22 protein-coding genes are annotated in these 23,733 nt (G+C 66.0%); 4 read left to right on the top strand and 18 right to left on the bottom strand.

Features of this window, described 5'->3' with window-relative positions:
* Position 1: 1 nt before the first annotated feature.
* On the bottom strand, positions 2-610 hold the full coding sequence (gene phnH / locus CO669_RS22125) for a phosphonate C-P lyase system protein PhnH (RefSeq protein ID WP_198964185.1): 609 nt from the start codon (positions 608-610) through the stop codon (positions 2-4).
* A 4-nt stretch (positions 611-614) separates the two neighbouring features.
* Positions 615-1,028, bottom strand: a complete 414-nt coding sequence (gene phnG, locus CO669_RS22120) for a phosphonate C-P lyase system protein PhnG (RefSeq protein ID WP_245444443.1) — start codon at positions 1,026-1,028, stop codon at positions 615-617.
* A 169-nt stretch (positions 1,029-1,197) separates the two neighbouring features.
* On the opposite strand from phnG, the gene phnF reads away from it, so the two are divergent.
* On the top strand, positions 1,198-1,926 hold the full coding sequence (gene phnF / locus CO669_RS22115) for a phosphonate metabolism transcriptional regulator PhnF (protein ID WP_097662058.1): 729 nt from the start codon (positions 1,198-1,200) through the stop codon (positions 1,924-1,926).
* A 120-nt stretch (positions 1,927-2,046) separates the two neighbouring features.
* Here the strand turns inward: phnF and phnE (CO669_RS22110) are convergent, their stop codons facing one another.
* The 4 genes from phnE (CO669_RS22110) to phnC all read right to left on the bottom strand — a co-directional run bounded on the left by phnE (CO669_RS22110) (position 2,047) and on the right by phnC (position 5,653).
* Positions 2,047-2,892 (bottom strand): phosphonate ABC transporter, permease protein PhnE, encoded by an 846-nt coding sequence (gene phnE / locus CO669_RS22110; protein WP_097662057.1) that lies wholly within the window; start codon positions 2,890-2,892, stop codon positions 2,047-2,049.
* On the bottom strand, positions 2,889-3,773 hold the full coding sequence (gene phnE, locus CO669_RS22105) for a phosphonate ABC transporter, permease protein PhnE (protein WP_097662056.1): 885 nt from the start codon (positions 3,771-3,773) through the stop codon (positions 2,889-2,891). Before phnE (CO669_RS22105) ends, phnE (CO669_RS22110) begins: the two co-directional genes overlap by 4 nt.
* A gap of 72 nt (positions 3,774-3,845) precedes the next feature.
* Positions 3,846-4,781, bottom strand: a complete 936-nt coding sequence (gene phnD / locus CO669_RS22100) for a phosphonate ABC transporter substrate-binding protein (RefSeq protein ID WP_097662055.1) — start codon at positions 4,779-4,781, stop codon at positions 3,846-3,848.
* Positions 4,782-4,843: 62 nt separating this feature from the next.
* The gene (gene phnC / locus CO669_RS22095) at positions 4,844-5,653 is read right to left on the bottom strand and encodes a phosphonate ABC transporter ATP-binding protein (protein WP_097662054.1); all 810 of its coding nucleotides are present in this window, start codon (positions 5,651-5,653) and stop codon (positions 4,844-4,846) included.
* Between the two features lie 174 nt (positions 5,654-5,827).
* Here phnC and CO669_RS22090 point away from each other — a divergent pair, with 174 nt between their 5' ends.
* Genes CO669_RS22090 through CO669_RS22080 form a run of 3 tightly spaced genes read left to right on the top strand, consistent with a single transcriptional unit; the run spans position 5,828 to position 8,406 of the window.
* On the top strand, positions 5,828-6,499 hold the full coding sequence (locus tag CO669_RS22090; RefSeq protein ID WP_097662053.1) for a transferase hexapeptide repeat family protein: 672 nt from the start codon (positions 5,828-5,830) through the stop codon (positions 6,497-6,499).
* Positions 6,496-7,689 (top strand): alpha-D-ribose 1-methylphosphonate 5-triphosphate diphosphatase, encoded by a 1,194-nt coding sequence (locus CO669_RS22085; RefSeq protein WP_097662052.1) that lies wholly within the window; start codon positions 6,496-6,498, stop codon positions 7,687-7,689. The genes CO669_RS22090 and CO669_RS22085 overlap by 4 nt, the downstream gene beginning before the upstream one ends.
* 18 nt (positions 7,690-7,707) lie before the next feature.
* Complete coding sequence (locus CO669_RS22080) at positions 7,708-8,406, top strand: DUF1045 domain-containing protein (RefSeq protein WP_097662051.1); 699 nt, start codon at positions 7,708-7,710, stop codon at positions 8,404-8,406.
* Between the two features lie 241 nt (positions 8,407-8,647).
* On the opposite strand, the gene CO669_RS22075 is transcribed toward CO669_RS22080, so the two are convergent.
* The 12 genes from CO669_RS22075 to CO669_RS22025 all read right to left on the bottom strand — a co-directional run bounded on the left by CO669_RS22075 (position 8,648) and on the right by CO669_RS22025 (position 23,726).
* Positions 8,648-9,586 (bottom strand): dihydrodipicolinate synthase family protein, encoded by a 939-nt coding sequence (locus CO669_RS22075; RefSeq protein ID WP_097662050.1) that lies wholly within the window; start codon positions 9,584-9,586, stop codon positions 8,648-8,650.
* Positions 9,587-9,717: 131 nt separating this feature from the next.
* On the bottom strand, positions 9,718-11,799 hold the full coding sequence (locus CO669_RS22070; RefSeq protein WP_198964184.1) for a methyl-accepting chemotaxis protein: 2,082 nt from the start codon (positions 11,797-11,799) through the stop codon (positions 9,718-9,720).
* A gap of 109 nt (positions 11,800-11,908) precedes the next feature.
* Positions 11,909-12,679, bottom strand: coding sequence for an enoyl-CoA hydratase (locus CO669_RS22065; protein WP_097662048.1), 771 nt, complete (start codon positions 12,677-12,679; stop codon positions 11,909-11,911).
* A 12-nt stretch (positions 12,680-12,691) separates the two neighbouring features.
* Positions 12,692-13,186 (bottom strand): MarR family winged helix-turn-helix transcriptional regulator, encoded by a 495-nt coding sequence (locus tag CO669_RS22060; protein ID WP_097662047.1) that lies wholly within the window; start codon positions 13,184-13,186, stop codon positions 12,692-12,694.
* A gap of 48 nt (positions 13,187-13,234) precedes the next feature.
* Positions 13,235-14,896, bottom strand: a complete 1,662-nt coding sequence (locus tag CO669_RS22055) for a tannase/feruloyl esterase family alpha/beta hydrolase (protein ID WP_198964183.1) — start codon at positions 14,894-14,896, stop codon at positions 13,235-13,237.
* A 79-nt stretch (positions 14,897-14,975) separates the two neighbouring features.
* Positions 14,976-16,220, bottom strand: coding sequence for a phosphoglycerate dehydrogenase (serA, locus tag CO669_RS22050; protein WP_097662045.1), 1,245 nt, complete (start codon positions 16,218-16,220; stop codon positions 14,976-14,978).
* A 130-nt stretch (positions 16,221-16,350) separates the two neighbouring features.
* The gene (locus tag CO669_RS22045; RefSeq protein WP_097662044.1) at positions 16,351-17,583 is read right to left on the bottom strand and encodes a rhodanese-like domain-containing protein; all 1,233 of its coding nucleotides are present in this window, start codon (positions 17,581-17,583) and stop codon (positions 16,351-16,353) included.
* 90 nt (positions 17,584-17,673) lie between these two features.
* The gene (locus CO669_RS36415) at positions 17,674-18,306 is read right to left on the bottom strand and encodes a DUF1963 domain-containing protein (protein ID WP_245444437.1); all 633 of its coding nucleotides are present in this window, start codon (positions 18,304-18,306) and stop codon (positions 17,674-17,676) included.
* 60 nt (positions 18,307-18,366) lie between these two features.
* Entirely contained in the window at positions 18,367-18,957 is a 591-nt protein-coding gene (locus CO669_RS36410; RefSeq protein ID WP_245444435.1) for a DUF1963 domain-containing protein, read from the bottom strand.
* A 163-nt stretch (positions 18,958-19,120) separates the two neighbouring features.
* On the bottom strand, positions 19,121-20,302 hold the full coding sequence (locus CO669_RS22035; protein ID WP_097662043.1) for a PepSY-associated TM helix domain-containing protein: 1,182 nt from the start codon (positions 20,300-20,302) through the stop codon (positions 19,121-19,123).
* Between the two features lie 2 nt (positions 20,303-20,304).
* Positions 20,305-22,638, bottom strand: coding sequence for a TonB-dependent siderophore receptor (locus CO669_RS22030; RefSeq protein ID WP_198964182.1), 2,334 nt, complete (start codon positions 22,636-22,638; stop codon positions 20,305-20,307).
* A gap of 203 nt (positions 22,639-22,841) precedes the next feature.
* Positions 22,842-23,726 (bottom strand): dihydrodipicolinate synthase family protein, encoded by an 885-nt coding sequence (locus CO669_RS22025; RefSeq protein WP_097662042.1) that lies wholly within the window; start codon positions 23,724-23,726, stop codon positions 22,842-22,844.
* Positions 23,727-23,733 lie beyond the last annotated feature (7 nt).

Below are 23,733 nucleotides of genomic sequence, written 5' to 3'. Positions count from 1 at the left end.
TTCAGCTTCCCTTGCTCACGATTCGCGTGGTGCGGGGGATCGCAACCACGGCCTCGTCGGCGACCAGCACCACATCGATGCCGCGCGGAAACAGCGCCTCGTTGAGATGCAGGCGCTCGAACAGATCGAACGGCTTGATCGACGCCTGGAGCATCGCGGTGCCATCGATGCCGGGGCCGCGCAGCTCGAAGGGACGCCCCGATTCGAGGCTCTCGACCTGGAGGATCAAGGTGGTCGAACGGTCGGGATATTCACTGGTGCCGAGCGCGAAGCGCTCGAGCGCCGGCAGCGCGGCGCCATCGCCGATCAGCGCAAAGCTCGCGATGGAGGAATCCTGCACCACCGGCGCGCCGGTGTGGAACTTCAGCCATTTCACCACGTCCGGCCTTTCCGCCATCCGCGCATCGAGCCACAGCGGCGTGTCGTGATCGAACAGCGTCAGCGCGATCGCGGCGGTGCCGCGCATCATCGTCTCGGGCGTTCCCGCTGCCGGCACGATGCGCTGGACCGAGCCGGGCCGCGCCATCGCATCCATCACCGAGCGAAAGGTCGACTGCGCCGACAGCACCTTGTCGGCGAAACCGGGCGGCAGTTCCGCAATCGTGGTCATGATCTCACCCCTCACCGCGCACCATGGTGTAGAAATCAACCTTCGTGGCGGCGGTCTCGGCCGCCGCCTGCTTGCGGCGAATCATAAGCTGCTCGCGCAACGGTGCGATTACGTCCCGCTCCACCGCGCCGCCGAAATCCCGGGACTGCACCAGCGCATCGCACAGCGCGATCAGCCGCGCCTTCTCGCCGTCGCGGCCGAGCGTGTAGCCAAAGCCGACCTCGCCGCTGGCGAGCCGCACCGCCGCGCGCGACACCGTGGCTTCGCCGAGGTTGAACGGCGCGCCGTCGCCGCCGACCCGGCCGCGCAGCATGACGAGACCGTTTTCCGGCGTGCGCAGGTCCTGATGGTCCGGAAGGGCGAAGTCGCGGAGGCGGGCGGCGATCTCGCCCGCCTCCGCGTGCGCCAGCACGGCCATGGCGGCCTTGCGCTGGGCTTGCTGGTTGTTGTGCTGGGTCACCCGATCACCGAACCTTTGACAGAACTTGCCGCATCGAAGTTGTCTATGATAATAGACAACTTCATAAGAGAGCGCCATGACTGTTTCGTGACAAGGGCGTGATTTCTGGGCTAGGCTGACCGGCGATATGAGCATGCAAGACACTGCCTCGTCCGGCGTCGCGCTGTGGCGCCTCGTTGCCGACGGCATCGAGCGCGGCATCGCCGACGGCCGCTTTGCGGCCGGCGACAAATTGCCGGGCGAGATGGAGATCGCCGAAACCTATCGGGTGAACCGCCACACCGTGCGGCGCGCGCTGGCGGCGCTCGCCGAACGCGGCCTGGTGCGGGCCGAGCGCGGCAGCGGCACCTATGTCGAGGCCCAGAAGCTCGCCTATCCCCTGCGCTCGCGCACCCGCTTCTCCGAGATCGTCGGCGCCGGCGGCCGCGAGCCACGCGGCCAGCTGATCGAGGCGTCCGAGGATGTCGCCACGCGGGAGCTGGCGCGCGAGCTCGGCCTCAAGACCGGCGCGCCCTTGGTGCGGATCGAGGCGATCCGCCTCGCCGACCGCACGCCGATCTGCGTCTCCACCTCCTGGCTGTCGGCGGAGCTGTTTCCAAATGCCGGCGCGGTGTTCGCAGCGACGCGCTCGATGACGAAGCTTCTCGCGCATTATGGCGTGCGCGACTATCGCCGCGGCGCGACCCGGATCACCGCCGGCATCGTCGACGCCACCGACGCGGCCCGGCTCGATCTCGCGCTCGGTCGCCCGATCCTGGTGGTGGACGCGACCGACCACGATCTCGACGGCAAGCCGCTGATGACCAAGCACTCGCGGTTCGCGGCGGAGCGGGTGGAGTTTCTGGTGGAGTCGTAGCTCCACGAATTCGGTGCCGTAGGGTGGGCAAAGCGGAGCGTGCCCACGGCTTTGCTCATGACGGAGAGAGTTCGTGGGCACGGCGCTGACGCGCCTTTGCCCACCCTACGGCACCTTTTGTCAGGCGACCGCCCTGCGCCCGATGATCGCGAACCGCAGCTTGCCCGAGATGAAATCGATCGCGGCGACCGCGACCAAAATCATCAGGATCAGAAACGACACTTTCTGCCATTCCAGCACGCGGATCTGCTCGGCGAGCTGGAGGCCGATGCCGCCGGCGCCGACGATGCCGATGATGGTGGCCGAGCGGGTGTTGGATTCGATGAAATAGAGCACCTGCCCGGCGATCACGGGCAGCACCTGCGGCAGGAGACCAAACCGGATTTCGTGCAGCTTGCTGCCGCCGGAGGCGCGGATGCCTTCGACCTGCTTCTGGTCGGCGCCCTCGATCGCCTCCGAGAACAGTTTTCCGAACGCGCCGAAATCCGACACCGCGATGGCGAGCACGCCGGCGAACGGACCGAGGCCCACGACGTTGATCCACACCAGTGCCCAGATCAGCGTATCGACGCCGCGGATCGAATCGAGAAAGCGGCGCACCGGAAAGCGCAGGATCTTCGACGGCACGATGTTGCGCGCCGCCAGCAGGCTGACCGGGAGCGCGAACAATGCGGCGAGCGTGGTGCCGAGCAGCGCGATCGACAACGTCTCGCCGAGCGCCTTCAGATAGACCGGCAGCGACGAGCCGGGATCCGGCGGGATCATCATCAGGCTGATCCAGCCGAGCTGGCTGAGGCCCGCGAGGAAGCGCGACGGCGAGAAGTCGAGATCGACGAGGCCGTAAATGAGGACCGCGAATGCCGCGGCGATCATGGCCGGCATGGCGAGACGCGCCGAGGCCGGCCGGTCGAACACATCGGGGTAGCGTGCGCGAAGCGCTCGCGTATCGACCTCCTGCCGCGTCACGTCCGCGCCTCCTTGCCGAACAGGCGGCCGCGCAGCCAGCCGGTGGTGATGTCGATGATGAAGACCGTGACGATGATGGTGAGCAGGATGGCGCTGACGTCCGAATAGTAGAATTTGCGGATGGCGACGACGAGCTCCTGGCCGATGCCGCCGGCACCGACGAAGCCCATCACGGAGGCTTCGCGGACATTGATCTCGAAACGCAGCAGCGCGTAGCTGGCATAGCCCGCGGTCACCTGCGGCACCACCGCGAAACGCATGCAGGACAGCCAGCTCGCACCGGTCGAGCGGATGCCCTCGACCGGCTTCATGTCGGCATTCTCGACGATCTCCGAGAACAGCTTTCCGAGCGCGCCGGTGGAGTGGATCGCGATCGCGAGCACGCCGGCCATCGGCCCGAGCCCGAAAGCGATGACGAACACCAGCGCGAACACGATGCCGGGGACGGTGCGGGCGAATTCGAGCAGGCGCCGGACGACGAAGCGCAGCCAGGGTGCGGGCGACGTGTTTTCAGCCGCGAAGAAATTCAGGCCAAATGCGAGCGTGGCGCCGATCAGCGTGCCGACATAGCTGATAAGCAGGGTCTCGCCCAGCATCTTCAACCATTTGCGCCAGCCCCAGAGCCACTCGCCGACGTCGGTCCAGACACGCTGGCCGCTGTCGAGGGTGAGAATGCGGTCGAAATAGCTGACGAAATTGCCGAAATAGGTGAAGAGCGTGCGCAGATTCACCTCCGCGCCGATGGCCGCGAGAAGCAGCGCGGCGGCGAAGATCGCGGCGCCGAACAGGACGCGAAGCCGCCGCCGGGCGACCGCCTGGCGATAGGCTCCGTTGAGCACGGCGAGCTGCTGCTCGGGGAGGATCGAAACCGCTGTCGTCATCGCTCGAAACGGGTCCCGTCAAAGAAAGAGCCGGGTCTCTGGGACCCGGCTCGAGTGCATCGTCCCGAAAATTCAGGACGCCTTCTTCTTGCGCAGCGCATCGACGAACTTGATCAGCTCGATCGTGCCATCCCAGTCCTTGGTGGTGGCGGGATGAAAACCCTTCTTCTGGCCGTCCTGGAGACGGTCGAAGGCCGCCTTGTCCTTGGCCGGCGCGTCGAAGAACGCCTTGGCGATCGCCGCCTTGGCCTCTTCGGGCAGGTCGGAATTGTAGGCATAGGGGCCGTTGATGATCGGGGCCGATTTGTGGATGATGCGGAAATCATCCTTCTTCATCGGCGTGCCGTCGGCATTCTTCAGCATGCCCTTGGTCAGCATCTGCGCCAACGTCGAATCGTCGTCGCTGGTCCATTGGTTGGCGGCGACCTCGACGGTGCCCTGCGCCAGCGCCAGCATCGCGTTCTCGTGGCTGCCGGTGAAGACGACCTTGCTGAAATAGGTGTCGGCATCGGTGATGCCCATCTTGTCGAGCTCGAAGCGCGGCACGTTGTTGCCCGAGGTCGAGTTCGGGTCGACGAGGCCGAGGTTCTTGCCCTTGAGCTGGTCGATGCTCTTGTAGGGGCTGTTTGCCTTGACGAAGAACACCGAATAATAGCCGGTCGTGCCGTCGGCGTTGATGTCGTTGGCGAAGGCGTCGGTCTTGACGCCGGTCAGGCGAGCGCGGGCGAACGAGGCCGAGCCGTAGCTGGCGATGTGGATGTTGCCGGCGCGCTGGCCCTCGATGACGGCGGCGTAGTCGTTGGCGATGCGCAGCGTGACCTTCACGCCCAATTCCTTGGAGAGATAGTTCATGAACGGCGCCCAGCGCTCGGTCACGCCCGAGGCGTTTTCCGCCGGAATGACCGCGAAGGTCAGCTCGGGATATTTGGCCTTCCAGTCCTCGGCGGAGGCGGAGGCCGTGAACGCGAGCGCGGCAGCGCCGGCGAGAATGAGTCTGCGAGTGATCATGTTACCCTCTTCATCGGTTGGGGTCGGTTGACGCAAGAAACTGGCAACGAAACAGATGTGGCTCAGGCGGCCGCGGCCGTTCCGAGCGCCGGCACGCCCTCGGGCGCCGGCACGGGCGCGCTACCCATGACGTCGGCGGCTTCGAGATCGTAGAGCTCGCGCGCGACATGGTCGGTCAGCACGGCCGGCGCGCCGTCGAACACCACCCGCCCCTGCGCCATTCCGATCAGGCGGTCGCAATAGGAGCGGGCGAGATCGAGCGAATGCAAATTGCAGAGCACGGTGATGCCGAAATGCTTGTTGATGCGCAGCAGCGCATCCATCACGATCTTGGTGTTGCGCGGATCGAGCGAGGCGATCGGCTCGTCGGCGAGGATGATGTCGGGCTGCTGCACCAGGGCGCGGGCGATCGCGACGCGCTGCTGCTGGCCGCCGGAGAGCTGGTCGGCGCGCTGCGCGGCGAGCGAAGCGATGTCGAACTGCTCGAGCGCGGACATCGCCAGCGCCTTGTCCTGCTCCGGCCATGCTTGCGACAGCGAACGCCAGGCCGGCATGGTCGCCAGACGCCCCATCAGGACGTTGGTGAGGACATCGAGCCGGCCGACCAGGTTGAACTGCTGGAAGATCATCGCCGAGCGCGCCCGCCACTGCCGCAGCTGCTTGCCGCGCAATGCGGTGACGTCGACGCCGTCGAACAGGATACGTCCCTCAGTCGGCGTCACCAGGCGATTGATGCTCCGCAGCAGCGTCGACTTGCCGGCGCCGGACCGTCCGATCACGCCGACGAAGCCGCCGGGGGAAACTTGAAACGAGGCGTCGTCCACCGCGGCTTTCGCGCCGAAGCGACACGTCAGACCTTCCACCACCAGCATGCAGGGCTCCAGATTAGCTGGAGCCAACCGCTAACGCCCGCGGTTAACACTTGTGTGACAGGCGCGTTGCGGTGCGGCGATCCTACACACCTCATCCCCTGTCATCGTCATGTCACGACACCGTCATCAAGCCGCTCGAAGAGAAGCGCCTGCCCCCCGCATTTCGGACGCACCATGGCCGCCAAAGCTCTCTCGGTTCACCCGACCATCGATCCCTCGGCCAAGCTGCATGAGACCAGGCTCGGCGCCTATACCGAGGTCGGCGCGCGCACGATCCTGCACGAAGTCGAGATGGGCGATTACTCCTATGTCGTGAACGATTCCCAGATCACCTACACGACCATCGGGAAGTTCTGCTCGATCGCCGCGATGACGCGCATCAATCCCGGCAACCATCCGATGCATCGCGCGACCCAGGCGCATTTCACCTATCGCTCCAGCGCCTATTTCGAAGGCGAGAGCGACGATGCCGAGTTCTTCGACTGGCGGCGGCAGCATCACGTCCATATCGGCCATGACGTCTGGATCGGCCATGGCGCGGTCGTGCTGCCGGGCCGCAATATCGGCACCGGCGCGGTGATCGCGGCCGGCGCCATCGTCACCAAGGATGTCCCCGCCTACACCATCGTCGCCGGCAACCCGGCACGGATCGTGCGGCGGCGGTTCTCGGAGGAGATCGCCGGACGGCTCGCCAAGCTTGCCTGGTGGGACTGGGATCACGACAAATTGCGTGAAGCTCTGCCCGATTTCCGCAAGCTCGGGATTGAAGAATTCCTTGCGACATACGAATCACGGGCAGGCCTGCTCGCCAATTCTCCTGCCAGCAAACGAAGCGCGGTCGCGTGACAGACATCTTCCTCGAAGGCGGCCGGGCCCTGATCGGCGCCGAGCTCGTCGAAACATCCCTCGCCATATCCGGGACTGATATCGCGGAGGTCGACGCCTCGCGCGGCCGGGCGCGGCTGGCGATCGATGCACGCAACCTGCTGGTGCTGCCTGGTATCGTCGATCTGCATGGCGACGCGTTCGAACGGCAGATGATGCCGCGCGCCGGTGTCGACTTCCCCATCGACGTCGCGCTCGCCGATAGCGATCGCCAGGCCATCAGCAACGGCATCACAACGGTGTTTCACGCCACGACCTGCTCGTGGGAGCCGGGCCTGCGCAGCGCCGACAATGCGCGCGGCCTGATGGAGGCGATCGAGCGGCAGCGTCCGCAATTCGCCGCCGACACCCGCTTCCATCTGCGGCACGAAACCTACAATCTCGACGCCGAGGCCGAAATCAGCCAGTGGCTCGGCGAGGGCCGGGTCGACCTGTTCGCCTTCAACGACCACATGGACGGCACCGTCGCCGACATGGCCAAGCCGCGCAAGCGCAACCGCATGGTCGAACGCACCGGATTGACGGGCGAGGAATTCGACCGGCTGGTCGAACGCGTCAGCTCGCGCGCCGACGAGGTGCCGGCGTCCGTGTCGCGGCTGGCTGCCACGGCCCGCGCGGCGGAGGTGCGGATGCTCTCGCACGACGACGCGACGCCGGCGATGCGCCGGGCATTTCGCGAGCTCGGCGCCGACATCGCGGAGTTCCCGATCAACGAGGAGACGGCGCAGGCGGCTGCGCACCATGGCGATGCCATCGTCTACGGCGCGCCGAATGTCGTGCGCGGCGGCAGCCACACCGGCTGGACCAAGGCCTCCGACATGATCGCCAAGGGGCTCTGCTCGGTGCTGGCGTCGGACTATTATTATCCCGCGCAGCTGCTAGCCGCGTTCCGTCTTGCCGCCGATGGCGTGCTGCCACTGACGAAGGCCTGGGATCTGGTCTCGGCCGGCCCGGCGCGCGCGACCGGCCTCACCGATCGCGGCGTGCTCGCGCAAGGCCGCCGCGCCGACATTCTGCTGGTCGATGACAGCGTGCCATTGCGGCCGCGGCTGATCGCGGTGATCTCAAACGGCAAGCTCGTGCATCTCACCGACGCCACACGGCTGCTCGCAGCCATGGCGGCGCCGCGCGAGGCTATCGTTGCGGCCTGAATTGGTTATGCTGAGTCCATGACAGGCCTTCCCCGCTACGCGATCTATTTTGCCGCCGGGCCCACCAGCCCGCTCTCCCGCTTCGGCGCCGAGCTGCTCGGCTATGATGCCTATTCAGGTGACGAAGTTGCGTTTCCGCAAGGCGCGCTGCAGGTGGCGCCGGACTGGCGCGACGTCACGGCCGATCCCCGCAAATATGGTTTTCACGGCACGCTGAAAGCGCCGATGGCGCTTGTCTCAGGCAAGACTGAAGCGGAGCTGACGGCCGCCTGCGCAACCTTCGCCCGCAAGGCGCGGCCGCGCCCTGTGATCCAGCCGGTGGTGGATGCCATCAGCGGCTTCATTGCCGTCATTCCAGCCGAGCCGATCGAGGCGCTGCAGCAGCTCGCCGCCGATTGCGTGCGCGAGCTCGACGTTTTCCGTCCGGCGTTGACGGCCGAAGACCGCGCGCGGCGCAAACCGGAGAAGCTCAGCGAGCGGCAGCGCGACTATCTCGATCGCTGGGGCTATCCATACGTGATGGAAGAATTCCGCTTCCACATGACGCTCACGGGGCGGCTGGATGCGGAGCGTCGCGGGCCGATCCTGGAGATGCTGCGGACGCGGTTTGCGGCGCTGGGGATCGAGACGCTCGAGATCGACCGCATCACGCTGTTCAGGCAGGATGATGCCAAGGCGCGGTTTCGGATCATCGGCGAGTGGATGCTGGCCGCATAGCCCAGATCGCGCGGCACACTCAGCTCTCGTAGGGTGGGCAAAGCGAAGCGTGCCCACCACCCGTCGCTATCGATAAGGATCGTGGGCACGGCGCTGCGCGCCTTTGCCCACCCTACGGCTGCTGGTAACTCCGAGTCCTCGCCAAAGCTGCGGCGTATGGGTCCCGGATCTGCGCGCGCTTAGGGCGCGCTTGTCCGGGACGACAGCGGAGTATTTGGCGACAGAAGGCGATTCGAGAGCCCTACTTCCCCCACCGCAGCGCCAGGGCGTCGCGCTCCTTGGCGAGCTCCAGCAATCCCGCCCTCGTGGCCGGATGCAGCGGCTGCAGCGGGTGACGCACGGCGTCGGATTTGATCACGCCGCCAGCCTGCATCATGACCTTGCAGGCGATCAGGCCGCATTGGCGATTCTCGTAGTTGATCAGCGGCAGCCAGCGTTCGTAGGCGGCCTTGGCCTTTTCGCGATCGCCGGCGAAATAGGGATCGACGATCTGGCGGATGCCGTCGGGATAGCCGCCGCCGGTCATCGCGCCGGTGGCGCCGGCGTCGAGATCGGCGAGCAGCGTGATGGCTTCCTCGCCGTCCCAAGGGCCCTCGATGTCCTTGCCGCCCGCCTCGATCAGGCTACGCAGCTTGGCGGCCGCGAAGGGCACTTCGATCTTGAAATAGCGGATGTTGGAAAACTCGCGCGCCAGCCGCGCCAGCAGCTCGACCGACAGGGGCGTGCCGGCCACCGGCGCGTCCTGAATCATGATCGGTATGTCGATCGCGCCGGAGAGCACCTTGAAGAATTCGACGATGCCCTTCTCCGGCACGCGAAAGGTCGCACCGTGATAGGGCGGCATCACCATCACCATGGCCGCGCCGGCGGCTTCCGCCTGCTTGCTGCGCGCGGCGCAAACCGCCGAGCTGAAATGGGTGGTGGTGACGATCACGGGAACCCGGCCCGCGACATGCTCCAGCACCGCGTGCATCACGGTCTCCCGCTCGGCATCGGTGAGCACGAACTGCTCGGAGAAATTGGCGAGGATGCAGATGCCGTTCGAGCCGGCATCGATCATGAAATCGATGCAGCGGCGCTGTCCCTCGAGATCGAGCTCGCCGCGCTCGTCGAAGATGGTGGGCGCGACCGGGAACACGCCGCTATAGGGGCGCTGGGCCTTGCTTGGGGTGACCGGCATCGAACTCTCCATCCCTGATAGGTCTTGCGTCTGGCGCCGCGCTCGCGGAGCACGGCGGCACAGATGTAGCCGCCGGAGAGACCTGCGGCAATGCCGAACGCGCGACGTCGGGATGGAAGAGTGAGGCGAAACTACGCGGTCTTCACCGCGCCCAGGAAGCCCTCGACCGCGACGCGGAGTCGATCGGCGTCGGCCGACATCTTCTTGACGGATTCCGACAACACCGTGCCGGCGTTGCCGGTCTCCTGGTTGAGCCTGGCGACGCTGCCGATGGTGTCGGTGACCTCGCGGGTGCCTTGCGCGGCCTGCTGGAAGTTGCGCGAGATCTCGGTGGTGGCGGCACGCTGCTGCTCGACGGCCGCTGCGATCGCCGTCATCTTCTCGTCGATGCCGCTGATGGCACCGCCGATCGAACGGATGGCGGCAACCGCCTGGCCCGTCGCGGCCTGGATCTCCTCGACCTGCCGCGAGATCTCTTCCGTCGCCGTCGCCGTCTGGGACGCCAGGCTCTTGACCTCACCTGCGACCACGGCGAAGCCGCGGCCGGCCTCGCCCGCGCGCGCGGCCTCGATGGTGGCGTTCAAGGCCAGAAGGTTGGTCTGGCCGGCGATGGCGTTGATCATCTTCACGACTTCGCCAATGCGGGTTGCGGTCTGGTCGAGGATCTCGACCGTTGCGTTGGTCTGGGCGGCCTGCGACACGGCCTCGCGCGCCTCGCGGGCGCTGGCCTGAACCTGTGCGGAGATCTCGCCGACGGATGCGGAGAGCTCTTCGGTCGCCGCCGCGATGGTCTCGAGATTGTTGGTGGCCTGCTCGGCGGAGGAGGAGACCGCCGCGGTCTGGCTGCTCGATTCCGAGACCAGCGAGCGCACGCCGGTCGCGGTGGCATCGAGCTCACGCGTCGAGGCCGCAACGCTCTGAATGACCGCTTGCACGGTGTCGTCAAAACTGCGGCAGGCCGCATCGACGGTGCCGGAGCGGGCCAGCTGGAGCGCCTGCTGCGATTCGCGCTCCCGGCCGAGACGCTCGGCGGTTGCCGCGCTCTCGCGCAGGCTTTCGAGCGCGGCGGCCATGGTGCCGAACTCGTCGGGATGCCGGGATTGCGGCACCGGCGTCGCATAGTCGCGCGCACTGATGCGGGCGATGGCGTCGAGGATGGCGCGCACCGGGCGCATCAGGCGGTTGCGCACCACGAACACGCCGGCCAGGGTTACGGCGAGCGCGAGCAGGAACGCGACGGACTGCACGATGAGGTTGGTGAGGGCTTTCGCCTGAACCATCTCGGCACGCGCGATCGACTGGTCGAGCGCCTTGTTGGCGACCGCGACGATCGGTGCGAAAGGCGACTGGCACAGCGCGTTCCATTCCGCGGCGGGCATCGCCGGCTTGCCGCTGCCGTCGAAATTCCTGGTGAGATCGCCGATCTGCTTGAGCACGCCGTCGGTTTTGGCCTTCGCGTCGCTCGCCGCGGTCACCAGTTCCGCCGTCACGTCGGGCGCCGCCAGCAATTCGGCCATGCCGGCCCAGCCGGAGGCGATCGTGCCGTCCCATTGCGCCACCGACCGCTTCTGGGCGTCGTCGAGCGGCTTGCTGCTGTTGACGTTCGAGCGAAGGGACGAGCAATGGATGCCGTAGCGATCGCGAACCTGCCAGGCGAAGCGGCGGACCTGAATCATGCGCGCGATGTAGGGATCGTTCATCCAGGCCCGGTTCGACACCGCGGTGGAGGCAAGGTTGGCGGTGTCGATCACCTTGGTGACGGCATCGTACCAGGAATTGGTTCGCTCGATCTTGCGCTCGGCGCGCGGACGCTTGGCCTCGTCGTAGAACAGCTGGAATTGCGGTGCGGCGTCGGCCCAGCGCTGCTTCAGCGTGCCGGCGAGTTCGTCACGCCGGGCGAATTCGACGGTGGAAAGCGCCGCGACGATGGAATCATAGCCGGCCTGCTCGGCCTTTTCGGCGGCGCCGAGCTTGCCACGCGGATCGTCCTCGCCGAGCAGCGCGCTCTGGGCATCGCCGCGATTGTTGCGCAAGGACAGCACGCCGTGGAAGATCGCCTTGTCGGCAGCCGCGAGCCGCTCGGTCTCCAGACTGTCGCTGTAGCGGCCGAACGCGCCGATCATCTGGATCGCCGTGCTGGCCAGCGCACCGAGGGCCAGAAGCGCCATCAGGGCCAGAAGGAGCTTGCTTACCGAATTCTTAACAATTGACATGGCCAGGGGACCTACTCTCCACGAGTGGTTACCCTGCACCGCGACATGCCAAAGTTCGGTTAAGCTTTATCTCAAATCCTAATCGCCGGCCTCCCCGGGATCGCCGGTTTCACGCAACCTTGGTGAAATCCGGCGGGCGGCGTTCGGCGAAGGCGGTGAACGCCTCGCGGGCCTCGGCGGTGCGCAGGCGCTTGGCGAACTGCTCGCCTTCGGCCTGCATCTGCGTCACCAGCACCTCGCCGCTACGCATCAGCTTCTTGGTCGCGGTAAGCGCGCCGGCCGGCTGGCGGGCGAGGCGCTGCGCCAGCGCCAGCGCCTCGGCATCGAGCCTGTCGAGCGGCACCACGCGGTTGGCGAGGCCCCATTGCAGCGCAGCCTGCGCCGGCACGGTCTCACCCAGCGCGAACATCTCGTAGGCGCGGACATAGCCGATGCGGGCCGGCATCAGCAGGCTGGAGGCCGCTTCCGGCACCAGCGCGAGGCTGACGAAGGGCGTCGACAATTGCGCGTTGTCGGCGAGCACGACGAGGTCGCAGTGCAGCAGCATGGTGGTGCCGACGCCGACGGCGCGGCCCTGCACCGCCGCGACCAGCGGCCGGGTGCAGCGCGCCAGCGACTGGATGAAGCGGATGACGTTGCGGCTGCCTTCGGACTTGCCGGCCGCGACCGCCGCAAACTCGCCGACGTCGTTGCCGGCGGTGAACATGTCGCCCTCGCCGCGGATCAGGATCACGCGGGTGGAGGGATCGAACTCGGCGGATTCGATGGCGTCGGCCAGCTTGCCGTACATCGCATCGGTCAGCGCGTTCTTCTTGTCGGGACGCGCCAGGGTGAGGGTGAGAATTCCGCCGTTGTTCTCGATCCGGACATGCTCGGTCATGGGTCTCTCCTTCTAGTCGTCTGAATCTCTTGGCTCTGAAGATCTTGGTTCTGAAGATCCTGGTTCTGAAGATCTTGGAAACTTGTCCTGAATGCTGGTCAGCCAGCGCGCGACGACGTCGATCTCCGCGGCCGTGAACCCGTCCGTCAGCGCGGCGTTGACCTCGGCCGCGCCGGCCTTCGCCTGCGCCAGCGCTGTCCGCCCCTTCGGCGTCAGCCAGACGCGCCAGGCGCGTCCGTCCTCGCGGTCGGCCCGCCGCTCGATCAGCTTCGCGGCCTCGGTGCGATCGACGAGGCCGGAAATGCCGGCCGGACCCAAATCCAGCGCCGCGCCCGCCTCGCCCATCAGGACGCCGTCCTGCTTGCCGAGGATGAACAACAGCCCCGCCTGCGCCGGCGTCACCTCGTTTTCCGGCCGCGCCGCCATCCAGCGCTGCAGGCGGCGCTGGGCGACGTTGAGCAGGTAGATCAGGCGATGATGCCGCGCGTCGGCGATTTTATTTCGCATGCGAAATAGATAGCCGAGCGTAAGGTCATTGTCAAACCGCCCGCCTCGCTACGGCGCGCAGGTGAAGCTCGCCGCTTCCGTCACCGGCCCGGACTTGTAATGCGGCCAGGCCGGCCAGCGGCACAGCGGCAGCGCGCGCAGCGTCGCGAAGGATGGCGCCTCGACCTTCTGCTCGGCGACTTCGAGATCGCCGGGTGCCTTGCCCTTCTCGACCCAGTCGGCCAGCACGCTCAGCATGTCGACATTGGCCGGCGCGCCGGAGCCGACATGGTCGACACCGGGCGCGGTGTAGAGCCGCGCGAACTCGGCGGTCTCGGACTTGCCGAGCTTGCGCTCGACGCTCTCGAAATAGCGGATGCCGGCATAGGGGCTTTGCGCGTAGTCGGCCATGTGCTCGAGCATGATCAGCCGGCCGCCGCGGGCGCGGAAGCGGCTGAGATCGGGATCGGTCGAATCCATCAGCTTCGACACTTCGAGCAGCCGCGCCTTGTGCTCCTCCACCTTGTAGGTGGTGACGTCGAGCTTGGGATCGCGCGCGAACACGTATTGAATGCCGCCGGCGCCGTAGATCCAGGCGATGCCGTTGTTGGGTGCGGGCGGCTGCGCCGGCGGCGCGGTGCCGAGCCACCACGCCACCCAGCCGCCGGTCGGCCCGATCGCCGGCGTATCCTCGCCCGAGACGCCCCAGCCCGGATAGTCATCAAGGCCATTGGCGAGCGCGAACGGAAATTTGTAGGTGCCGTGCAGCGTCTCGATCGCCTTGACCTGCGCATCGGTGAGACACTGATCCCCCGTCTTGCCGTCCGCACAACGCAGCGCCTCGGCCTTGAAGGCAGCCTTGCAGCCGACGGGGTCCTGAACCAGCGCATCGTCGGAGCCGTCGGCCTTGTCGCACGCCGCGCGCACGGCATCGCCGACGAGCTTGACCTGCGCCGGATTGATCCAGCCCGCACCCATGGTCGCAAGACCCGAACGTGTGCCGGCGTGCTGCAGGCCGACCCAGTTGATCACCGGCACGCGGGCGAAGATGCCGTCGAAATCATCGGGGTAACGCTGCGCCATGGTGAGGCCTTCGCGGCCGCCCTCGGACGAGCCCATGAAGTACATCTTCTCCGGCTTCTTGCCGTAGGCGCGCTCCATCAACCCAACCGCAACGTCGCGCACGCGCTTGTAGGCGCGATGGGCAAAATTCTCGAAGGCTTCGTCGTTCAGCGCGAAGACCTGCGGCGGCTCGCCCTGCTTCGTTTCATGGCCGGAATCGGTGCCGTAGGTGACGAAGCCGCGCGCGAGCGGCGACGGCTTGTCGAAGGGATAGGCCGGCGGCAGCGCAAGGCCCGTGATCAGCACGCCGTTGAAGCCGCCGCCACCGTACTGCACCGATCGGCCGTTCCATTCGACGGGAAGGTTGACCTGGAATTTGATCGGCGGCGCCTTGGGATCGGTGGGATCGATATGGCCGAGCACCTTGCAGAAGGCGGGATTGGCCGGCGTGACGCGCCCGGACGGCGTCGGCCCGCGCTCGGCGACGGCAAGATGCGAGGGCGACTGCAGCGTTGCGGCATCGATCTTCACGGCATCGGTGCCGCCGATGAGCCCCTTGCAGACCGCTTCCGCATTGTCTGCCAGGGTCGCGGTCCATGCCGCGTTCGCGCTCAGCGTCGCCGCCGTGCCCACCAGCCATGCGCACAGCTTCGCTCTCGTCAGCGTCATCGTTTCCACCCGGGTTTTCTTTGCTCGATCCGTCAGGAGATCGCATTGAATGCGACCTCCCGCCGACCGTCAATGAGCATTAGTGCTCGAACACCAGCCGCGCGCCGACCGTGCCTTCGAGGGCACGGATCTGCTGGAGCAGCTCGGCGGAATCCTGCCCCGCCAGATCGGCGTCGAGCACGACGTAACCGAGATCGCCGGATGTCTCCAGATATTGCGCGACGATATTGATGTCGCGCTGGAGGAAGACCTCGTTGAGCCGCCGCAGCATGCCGGGCACGTTGCGATGGACATGGCTGAAGCGCGCGCCGGAGGGGCGCAGATGCAGTTGCACTTCCGGGAAATTCACCGCGCCCATGGTCGAGCCCGTGATGAAATAGTCGACCAGTTTTCGCGCGACTTCCCCGCCGATGCGCTCCTGCGCCTCTTCGGTGGAGCCGCCGATATGCGGGGTGAGGATGACGTTCTCGATGCCCTGCACCGGGCTCTTGAAGCGGTCCGCGTTCGAGGAGGGCTCGACCGGAAACACGTCGACGGCGGCGCCGGCAAGATGGCCGTCGCGCAAGGCGCGCGCGAGCGCGTCGAGATCGACCACGGTGCCGCGGCTGTTGTTGATCAGGAACGAGCCCGGCTTCATCGCCCGCAGCTCCTTCTCGCCGATCATGCCCGCAGTCTCCGGCGTCTCCGGCACGTGCAGGCTGACGACGTCGCTCTGCGCCAGCAGCTCGTCCAGCCGCTCGACCGGCTCGGTGTTGCCGTGGCGGAGCTTGTCGGTGCGGTCGAAATAGATCACGCGCATGCCGATGGCCTCGGCCAGCGTCGAGAGCTGCGAGCCGATATTGCCGTAGCCGACGATGCCGAGGGTGCGGCCGCGGACCTCGCGGCTGCCGGTCGCCGATTTGTCCCAGCCGCCCTCATGGGCCGAGACCGAGCGCGGGAAGATGCGCCGCAGCAGCATCACGATCTCGCCGATCACGAGCTCGGCGACGCTGCGCGTGTTGGAGAACGGTGCGTTGAAGACAGGAATGCCGCGCTTGCGCGCCGCCGCAAGATCGACCTGGTTGGTTCCGACGCTGAAGCAGCCGACCGCGAGCAGCCCGTCGGCGGCGTCCAGCACCTCATCGGTGATCTGGGTGCGCGAGCGGATGCCGAGCAGCGACACGCCCTTGAGGGCCTTGCGCAGATCCTCACCGTCCAGCGCCTTGCCGAGCCGCTCGACATTGGTGAAGCCCGCGCCCTTGAAAAGATCGACAGCGCTATCATTGACGCCTTCGAGCAACAGCGCCTTCGCGCTCCGCTCCTGGCTCTGGCCTGGGGCTGACATGGAATCTCCTGAACTGGCGGCTTTGCCGAGCACATAGACCGCGGAGGACGCCCAGCACAATAGGGGCCGATACGGAGGGGAAGATGGCGGGGTTCGCTATGCTTGGTATCCCAGCGGCTCCGCCTTCTTCTCAAATCACATAAAACCCGTGCGTGCCGTCGCGGCGGAGCTGCTCGACCAGGCCGTATTCCCAATCGAGATAGGCCTGCATCGCCGTCTCCGCGACATCGGTACCTTCATAGGGCCGGCGGTAGCGGTGGGCCGGATCAGGCTTCGGCAGCACGCGCGGCGGGCCGATCTCGAGCGCGCCGTCGTAGCCGCCTTCCAGCACATAGACCTCCCAGCCCATCTGCGCGAGCCACGACGCCGTCATGTCGGCACGGACGCCTCGGTCGTCGGTCAGAACGATGCGCGCACCGCGTATGGGCGCGGCCATGTCGGTCTCCTGCACGAGCTGACCGCCCGGATAATGCCGGAAGCCCGAAAGATGACCCGCCGCATAGTCCTCGGCGTCGCGCACGTCGAAGCAATAGAGCGTGCGATCCGTCTGCGCGACGAGCGCGGCCATCTCGTGCGCACCGATATGGCGCACGCCGGCACGGTAGGCGACATCGCGCGCATTCGCAGGACCGCCCTCGAATGGCCCGATCTCCCCGCGCTTGTCCGCGCCGTGATTGAGCGCGTGCTTCGCCAGCGTCCAGCCGATGGTGCCGTTGCGCAGCGCCCGCACCTTGTTGGGCACGCCGGCATTGATCAGCGACTGGGTGCCGATGATGGAGCGGGTGCGACCAGCGCAGTTGACGATAATGGTGGTCTCGGGATCGGGCGCCGCCTGCCCTGCCCGCAGCACCAGCTCCGCACCGGGCACGCTGACCGAGCCCGGAACGTTCATGGTCGCGTATTCGTCGAAGCGGCGGACGTCGAGGATGGCGATGTCGGCCTTGTCGGCGATCAGCTTGGCCACTTCGTCGGCGCTGAACGAGGGCGTATGCCTGCGCGACTCGACCAGCTCGCCGAACGCTTTCGAGTAGGAGTTGACGTCCTCGAAGACCTCATAGCCTGCCGCACGCCAGGCCTTCAGCCCGCCATCGAGCGCGCTGATGTTGGTGTAGCCAAGCGCGGCGAGGCGCTCAGCACCACGCGCGACCAGCCCATCACCGTCGTCATAAAGCACGATCGGAACATCTTTGCGCGGCAGCCGCGTCTCGGCCTCGATCTCGATCCGGTCGACGGCCATGTTGGCGGCGAATAGCGGATGCCCCGTCGCAAAGCCGGCCTCGTATCTGAGATCGAGCAGCGCGATTTCCTCGCGCAGCAGCAGGGCGCGGCGGATATCGGCGGGGGTGACGGTGGAAAGCTTCATTGTACGGGCCTTGCGAAGAGAACAGGGACCTTTTGACCCATTGCGGTAGCGTTGGCCAGCAATAAGCGAGAAGCACCGACCGAGATCAGGCTAGTCGCTTTGGTATGTTGCGACGACTTGCGAGAAATCGCCTTGAGCAAGTGCATCGGGATCGATCCAGAAATGAAGCACGCCGCCGATATCTGAATGCCACTCGAAAAAGGCAAGATCGCCCTCGATTTGAAGCAGCAAGACATCTTCCCGATGCGCCTCGGTCGCATCCTGCCACGAGCTGCCGTACCCCAGGATCTGATGAATCGCCGAGTGGAAATGGCGGCGTCGCCCCTCTGCTGCGGTCGGCGCCGTCCAACGATTTTGTCGCACGAGATTTGCAACGTAATTCAACGGAGCATCATCGACAGCGTCGACATCGTGCGTCGCCATACAACGGATCGTATAATTGATGGCGTTACCAAGGTCTTCCGCGATCTGGCCGACATGAGTGGTTACCTGCCTGCCCAACTTCTGGTAGCCCTGCACGACGTCGAACCACCAGGACCTGAACGCCGCCTTCGTGCCCGCGTCGACATCATCCAGTGGAGTCAGATCCCCACACCGTTCGAGCCACTCCAGCGCCCCGGCACGAAGACGCTTCAGTTCCACGATTGCTTCTTCGGTGGGTGGCTCGCCGTAGTATCCGCCCGTCAGGTCGCGCTGAATATTCGATAAGACCGACCGAACCACGCAAGCGATCAGCAGCCAATTGAACGGCCAATCCTGGTCCTTCTCGTACTCGGTCTCAATTCAAAACTGAAGCAGATCGTACTCCGGCGGCTCGCCCGGACCTAGCGCTTTACATAATTCCGTGATCATGAGTTCGCCTCCGACGGCATCTTCCAGGAAGTAGAAGTCGCGGTACGGCCGGAAAGAAAGCGGATATTTGAATTCGACCTTGGAATGGAAATCGACGTCGGGATTGAGCCATCTGACCTGGTAGTCACCGCCGCTGCCAGCCAACGGCATCAGATCCGGCGGTGGCTGACGGTCGGGATACGCATTGCCGTCGGTTGGGCTGTAGAGGACGCGACAGGGTGGGTTTCCCTCGCCAACGAACACAGAACTACAGAAGAAATAAAGCGTACCCCGCGTGGGAAGCGGCGACCAACCGGCCGCTGGCACTTCGGCCAGGTCGATCTGGGCCACGAATGTCAGTGCAACGGTCTCCGGTGCTTCGAAAGCCGTGACGTCCGCGGTCGGCCAATCGAAACGCGGAGGCAATCTAGGAAGCCCCCCGAAGAAACTTCGTGCCGGGTGCGCCAATGGCACGGGCAGATCGCTGCGCCTGACCAGCACCGCAGGCCGGGCCGTCTCTTCAACTGCGTCTCGTTCAGACATTGCTGAGGGGCTCCCGTACACGACTTAAACGTGTGGAGGGAACCATTCTCTAACCGACGAGACAAGAATTTCCTTGCTTGGCTGTAATGCGACACTTGGAGTAACTGGCCTCGGCCCAAGGGACCAAGTTGTCATCAGGCATCCCGCCTGCTGGCTTGCCGGCTCACTCTCCGGGAACGAGCCGCCCGAGCGGTGGCTGCGCCGGTCGCCGCAGCTTGCGGCGCGACAGATAGAGCAGGATGCCGGTGACGGAGAACAGCGGCATCAAGATCGCGGCGATCATGAAGGCGAGCTTGCCCGGCCAGCCCAGGATCTCGCCGCGATGGATGTCGTAGATGGCCGCGATGATCTTCTCCCCGAAGGTCTTGGCGGCAAAGCGCTCCGCGGAGACCAGCTGGCCGGTGACGGCATCGATGCGGAATTCGTCGCGCGTGGTCTCCAGCAGCGAATCCTTGCCCCAGGACCGGATACGGATCGCCGTGCCCGGTCCCGCCGGCAGCGTCAGCAGCGCCCGGGAAAACCGATCGCCCTCCTCGCGCTGGAACGTCGTCCAGGCCCGATCGAACCCGATTGGAAACGCCGCCTCGGAATTGGCCGCACGCGGCGGCTTTGCGGGCATCTTCGCCGCGGCAACGTGCGGACGCGCCAGCAGCCAGGTGACGCCGTCCTTGTACCACTCGAAGGAGAAGAACAGCCCGGTGAGCGTCATCGTCAGATAGACCGGCAGGACCCAGGTGCCGATCACGGTGTGCAGCGACCGGTGCAAGCCGCGCCCGCCGAGCCCGAGATTCGGCTTCAGCCACATCTTCACGCTGAGCGCACGACGCGGCCAGCGCAGCACGAGGCCCGACACCAGCATGACGATCAGGCCGAGCGCGATCGTGCCCGTGATCGGGCGCCCCCAGCCCTTGCCGTCGCCGGGGATGAGCAGCCAGCGATGCAGCCGGCGCACGGTCGCGAAGAACGCCTCGCCCCGCGGCGCGCCCAGCACGCGCGCGTCATGGGGATCGACATAGAGCGAGGTGGGCCGTCCGCCCTGCTCGTCACGCGCAAAGCGGACATGAACAGCCGCGGACGGATCGCTCGACAGCGTGACCGCGGCGACCTTGCCGAGATCCTGCGCCGCCTTCAGCCGCGCGACCAGCTCGTCCGGCATCAGCACCGGTGCCTGGCGGGGCGCGACCTGCATGATACCGGCATTGAGATGATCGACGATCTCGTCCTCGAAGCTCATGATCGCGCCGGTCAATGCGATCAGGGACACCAGCACGGCGAGGATCAGGCCCAAGATGGAATGGACCTGGAACAGGATCGCCTTGATCGCGTGTCCGAGCCGCGCTGCCATGGCTAGAACTTCACCGTCGCCGACAGCGAGACGCGCCGCGCATCGCCGATGGCGACGTTGAGGGCGTTGCCGGTGGTGGATGCGTAGTAGACCTTGTCGAACAGGTTCTTGACGTTGAACTGATAGGTCACCGGCAGATTGTCGACCTTCGTGTCGTAGGTCGCGAAGATGTCCGCGACGGTATAGGACGGCATGAAGAACGTGTTGGCGGAATCGCCCGGCCGGTCGCCGACATAGCGCGCGCCGCCGCCGAGCCGCAGACGTCCGGCGAGCGCGTCGCCGAGATCGTAGACGAGATAAAGTGAGGCCGTGTTCATCGCGACGTTCAGCAGTTTTGCGTTGCCGACGACGGGATCGTTGATCAGGCGCGCGTCGGTATAGCCGTAACTTCCGATCATGCTCCACTGATCGGTCAGCCTGCCGGTCACGTCCAATTCGACGCCGCGCGACCGGGCCGCGCCGGAGGTGCGCGCCGCCGATTTGCCGTTGCCGATATCATCGAGCACCAGCACGTTCTTCTTCTCGATGTCGTAGACTGCCAAAGTGCCCGACAGCCGCTTGTTGACATCGAACTTCAGCCCGGTCTCCCATTGCGTTCCCTCTTCGGGCGCAATGGTGGAGTCGACGACGAAGCCGGTGGTGAACGCCGCGATGGTCGAGGTCGGCTTCAACGACTGCGTATAGCTCACGTAGTAGGAGAGCTGATCGCTCAGCTTGACGATGACGCCGCCGAGCGGCAGCACCTTGTCTCCCGCCAGGTTGGTGTTCGTGATGAAGTTCGGCCGCCCCTTTCCTGCGAGCTGCTCGTATTCCATCCAGCGCACGCCGCCAACCACGGACAGCCAGTTGGTCAGATGGAACGTGTCCTGGGCAAAGAAGCCGCGGGTGCCGAGCTTGTCGGTCTGCTCGCTGTCGGTTGCCGAAACGGTCGTGCCCGGTACGACCAGTCCGTACACCGGGTTGTAGAAATTGAAGCTCGGCGTCGCCTGGCGGATCAGGTCGTGGCGATCGATGGTGCGATAGAGCGCCTCGCCTCCGAACAGGATCTCGTTGCGGAAGCCGCCGACCCAGACGTCGCCCTGCAGATACGAGGTGCCGTAACTGGCATTGCTCAGCGAGTTACGGGTGCCATCGTTGCTGCGGGTCTCGACGCCGGTCGTGGCGTTGACGCCTGTGATGCGGAGCTGATTGGCGCTGAAGGTCTCGGTGTTGTAGCTGTAGGCTGCGGTGACCTTCCAATTGTCGTCGAGCTTGTGCTCGACCGAAGCCTGCAGCAGATCGGAGGTGCCCCACATATTGTTAAAGGGCTCGTCGAGCCGGCGCGTTGCCGGGATCGCCAGCGGTGCCCCCTTGACGAAGGACGTGCCACGGTCGAACGGAGTGATGAACTCACGATGCTCATAGGTGAGCTGGACCGTCGTCGTGTCGCCGTACCAGGCCAGCGACGGGTTCACCAGCATTTCTCTGTGGCGGCCAAAATTGCGCCAGTAGTCCTCGCTGACGCCGTAGCCGATGAAGCGATAGGCGAGACCGCTGTCGCCGATCGGGCCGGTGATGTCGAGCGTGCCGTCGGCGCCGCTGCGGTTGTTCGCGTAGGTCGAGCCGAGCAGCGTGATCGAGCCGTGCTGGTACAACTCGGGGCGCTTGCTGATGGTGTTGACGATGCCGCCGGGGTCCATGATGCCGTAGAGCAGCGAGGCCGGTCCCTTCAGCACCTCGACGCTTTCGACCGCGGAATTGAGGCTGCGCCCCTGCACCAGCGGCATGCCGTTGCGCATGATCGAGCCGTCGCGATTGTCGCCAAAACCTCGGCGGATCACCGCATCCTGGGTGCCGGCGAGCGTGTTGGTCTGGGTGATGCCGCTGATGTTGATCAGCGCATCGTCGATGTTGCGCGGAAGCTGGTCTTTCAGCACCTGTTCGGGCACCACGTTGACGGCCTGCGATGTGTCGAGCGGCGAGGCGCCGCTGCGCAGCGTCGTCGCGCTCGGCATCGCGCGGTAGCCGAGCTTTGCCGCCTGTTGCGCGGCAGCTTCCGCGGCTGCGCGCTGCGAAAGCGTCGGCGCGGCGGGGGCGGGATTGCTGGCGGGTTGGCGCCGTGCTGCGGCCTGGGCTCGGCGTGACGGTTGCTCCGACGCGCGCGCCGGCTTGGACCGCGGCGCCGGCGCCTCCACCGTCACCGGCGGCAAAGCCGATTGCGCCCGTGCGCTTGTCATGTGGGATGGAATTTCGGCGAGCAGCACGACTGCACCGATGAGAAGACCTGCACGGCTCTCGCCGGCACGATGACGACGGCTGCCGATCGGCAGGCCATCCACGAAGGCACGCACTTTCAATCCACTTCACGTCACGAACATTGAAGTGTGCGCGTGTAACAGCCGTCGCGATCGAGGAGAACCGTAGTGGAGCTTGAATCGCTCTAGTGTGGAATCGTTCTAACGAAAGATCGACCAGCAACGGCAATCATGAATTGCAGTCATGCCGTACGCGACACGCTGCGCGCGAATTCGCAGCGACGTGTCGCAACGTTATCGTGATCTCACGCGACGGCGGGCGCCGTCAGCTCGTCGAGCTTGCGCTTGAGCGCGGCGCCGTCGGACGATGCACGCAGCGGCGGGCGCACGCGCAGCCAGGCCGCATCACCGGTCTGTGCCGCAAGGATCGCCTTCAGCGTCGCGGTGAACGACGGCGACTTCAGCACGACGTCGATCGCAGCCTGCATGCGCGCCTCGACGTCCTTGCCCTCGACCATGCCCTTGACCAGCTCGGGCACGGCATTGGCCATGCCGCAGATGGTGCCGGCGCCGCCGGCGGCGATCGCGCGGGTGATGTCGGCTTCATTGCCGACGGTGATGGCGAGCTCGGGAGCCGCGGCACGGAAGGCCTGGAACTGCCTGAAGTCGCCGCTGGAGTCCTTCAGGCCGGCGATCACCTTGCCGTATCGCTTGCGCAGGTTGGCGGCTGCGCTGGTCGGGATCGCGACGCCCGACATCTGCGGGATATGATAGAGATGGGCGCGCAGCCGGTCGTCGGCGACGCCGTCGATGATCGCCGAGAACGCATCCTCGATACCTTCGGGCGAGACGCCGCGGTCGAAATAGGGCGGCAGCATCAGCACATGGCGCAGGCCGAGGCCGAGCACGGTGCGGGTCAGTGCGATGCTGTCGGTGATGGCGGGGAAGCCGCCGCCGATGCCGATGCGTTCCGGCGCGACGCCGGCCTTGAGCACGGCTTCGATGGTCGCGACGCGTTCCGCGACATTGAACGAGGTGCCCTCGCCGGTGGTGCCGAACAGGACGACGCCCTCGACGCCCTTGCCGAACAGCTGCCTGGCGTGCGCGGCGAGCTTTGCGGAGTCCACGCTGCCGTCGGCCGCCAGCGGCGTCGCCGACGCCACCCAGAACCCGCGAATTGCCTCCGTCATCTCCACC

This window comes from Bradyrhizobium sp. Y36 (assembly GCF_002531575.1).
GTDB lineage: Bacteria > Pseudomonadota > Alphaproteobacteria > Rhizobiales > Xanthobacteraceae > Bradyrhizobium.
This window is presented reverse-complemented; position numbering and strand designations above follow the sequence as displayed.